Genomic DNA, 2,890 nt, shown 5'->3' with positions numbered 1-2,890 from the left:
GCCGAGTGCGAGCCCGGCGTGCAGCGCGAGCGCCACGCCCGCAGCCGTGCCGCGATCGGCGAGCTCGGCCGGACCATCCGCGCCGCCAACGTCGACGTCCTCGTCGTGGTCAGCAGCGACCACAAGGAGCTCTACGGCGACGAGCTGCTGCCCCAGTTCGCCATCTACTGGGGCGACACGATGCGGCACGAGCCGTACACGGCGCAGCAGCTCGCCACCATGCCGCCCGGGCTGGCGGTCGCCGAGGTCGCGAACCAGCCGGAGCGGCCAGAAGTCAGGCACGGGCACAGCCAGCTGGGCCTGCACCTGATCCACGAGGTCAGCCGGGCCGGGTTCGACCCGGGCGCGGCGAAGGTGCTGCCCGCCGGCAGGTGGGAAAACCACAGCATCCCGCACGGCTGGGGATTCATCCTCCAGCAGGTGCTCGACGGCCACGACCTGATCCCGATCGTGCCAGTGTTCGTCAACACGTTCTGGGAGCCCAACCCGCCGACCGCGCGCCGCTGCTACGACTTCGGCGTCGCGCTCGGCGCGGCGATCGAGAGCTTCCCCGCTGACCTGCGGGTCGGCGTGGTCGGTTCCGGGGGGCTCAGCCACTTCGTCATCGACGAGGACCTGGACCGCGCCTTCATTAAGGCGCTGATCGACAAGGACCGCGAGTTCATGGTCTCCCTCGAAGACGACCAGCTTCGCTCCGGCACCTCCGAGTTGCGCAACTGGGTCGTCGTCGGCGGGGCGACCGCGGACACGCCGCTCACCGCCCAGGTCGTCGACTACCTGCCCTGCTACCGGTCGGCGGCGGGCACCGGCTGCGCCATGGCCTTCATGGCCTGGCAGCCATGACAAGCCGGACGGCCCGCGAAAACCGCAAGAGCCACTACCAGGAGGTCTAGTTGCGTTACCCCCCTGTCCGCCGGCCCGCGCTGCTGCCGGCGCTGGCGCAGGATGAATGGCCGCAGCGGGTGCCGGTGCTGATCGCGGGCGGCGGACCCGTCGGGCTCACGGCGGCTATGCTGCTGGCCCGGCAGGGAATCGAGGTGCTGCTCGTCGACCGGCGCGGACCGGACGCGCGGTACCCTCGCGCGCACCTGCTCAACGTCCGGACGATGGAGATCTTCCACGAGATCGGCGTCGCGGACGACATCTACGCGCAGGCCCCCGCCGACGACCGGTGGCGCAAGGTGGTCTGGTACACCTCGGTCGCGGGCCCGAGCCCGCTGCACGGCCTCAAGCTCGGCGAAGTCCCGGCCTGGGGCGGCGGGCCGGACGCGGTGCGATACGCCCAGGCCAGCCCGCGGAAGTTCACGAATCTGCCGCAGATCCGGCTCGACCGGCTGCTGTGGGACCATGCCGTCGCCTGCTGTCCGGGCCGTATCAGGGCCCGCCAGGAGCTGACTGCCCTCCGGCAGCACGACAACGGCGTGACCGCGACCATCACCGACCGCGACACCGGAATCGAACGCGAGGTCACCGCCCGCTACCTGATCGCGGCCGACGGCGGCCGGATCAGCTCCGAGCTGCTCGGAGTGCGGCTAGAAGGACCGCGGGCGATCAATGACGTGGTCAGCTACCATGTCAGCACCGACCTCGGGCTATGGGCCGAGCCGGACGCGCTGCTCGCGCACTTCATCGCACCACGCGGCCATGGGCGCATGGTCGGCACGCTGCAGGCGCTCGGCCCGGGCAGCTACGGCAGGCAGTCGCCGGAGTGGCTGGTGGCAGTCGCGCCCCGGCCCGGTGACCCGCCGCCGGCCGACGACGAGACGCAGCTGGCCAGCGCGCGGGAGATGCTCGGCCTGCCCGCGAGCCACCCGATGAAACTGCACGCGGTGAGCCACTGGCAGTACGAGGGCGTCGTCGCCGAGCGATTCCGCGCCGGGTCGGCGTTCCTCGCCGGGGACGCCGCGCACCGGCACCCGCCCACGGGCGGCCTCGGACTGAACTGCGGTGTGCAGGACGTGCACAACCTGGCCTGGAAGCTCGCCGCCGTGCTGCACGGCCAAGCCGCGGACGCGCTGCTCGACAGCTACGAGACCGAACGCAGGCCGATCGCCGCCTTCTATACCGCGCACTCGCTGGAAAACGCTGGCCGACACGCACCCATCGGCACCGCGCTCGGCCTCGGCCCAGCGGTGACCGAGGAAGAAGGCTGGGCGCAGATCGGGGTGTTCGTCAGCGACACCCCGGTGGGCGACCTGCGGCGCGCAGAGGTCGCCGCGGCGGTGGCCGCGAATGCGAGCGACTACAGCCAGCTGAACGTTGAAGCCGGCTACTGCTACGAGGCCGGCGCCCTAGTACCGGACTGCACGCCCCCGCCGGACGGCCACGCGTCGCCCATCGACTTCCGCCCGGTCACCAGGCCGGGCCACCACCTGCCGCACGTGTGGCTGCGCCATGTGCCCGCCGCGCCCGTTTCCACGCTCGACCTAGTTGACCCCGGTGCGTTCACGCTCTTCGCCGGCGAGAGCGCCGCCCCAGCATGGCGTGCGGCGGCAGCCGTCGCGCAGGAGACGTCCGCCTTCCCTGTGACGCTGGTGAGCGTGCCAGCGGCGGACACCGAGTGGGCGGCTGTGCGGGAGGTCACCGCCTCCGGCGCAGTGCTTGTCCGCCCTGACCGCAAGGTCGGCTGGCGGATCGCTTCGGTGCCACCGGATCCCGCACGTGCCCTTGGCGAGGCGGTCGCCGCCATTCTCGGCGGCGGGACGACGCACGATGGACCCGATCGCGCGGACCCTTTCATGGAGCGCATCCGGCAGGCCGCCGGCCGGCTGAGCCCGTGACCGGCGACCAGGTGGACCGCGGGGAGCCGATGCCGTACCGGCTCGCGTACTGGATAGTTGGGTGGTGTCGAACGCCCTGGACACGCTGCAGCGGAGCTGGGCTTCCCCGT

Annotated in this window: 2 protein-coding genes; both read left to right on the top strand. The window is 71.9% G+C overall.

Annotated elements, in window-relative coordinates; all coding sequences use genetic code 11:
* A partial coding sequence (locus WA805_RS09480; RefSeq protein WP_425242152.1) for a hypothetical protein occupies nt 1-843 on the top strand: 843 nt, incomplete at its 5' end.
* 50 nt (nt 844-893) lie between these two features.
* Nucleotides 894-2,780 (top strand): FAD-dependent monooxygenase, encoded by a 1,887-nt coding sequence (locus WA805_RS09475; RefSeq protein WP_425242151.1) that lies wholly within the window; start codon nt 894-896, stop codon nt 2,778-2,780.
* Nucleotides 2,781-2,890: the final 110 nt, after the last annotated feature.

This window comes from Trebonia sp., assembly GCF_049794275.1.
Lineage (GTDB): Bacteria > Actinomycetota > Actinomycetes > Streptosporangiales > Streptosporangiaceae > Trebonia.
The sequence above is the reverse complement of the archived record's forward strand: the minus strand, read 5'-3'. Positions and strand labels throughout refer to the sequence as shown.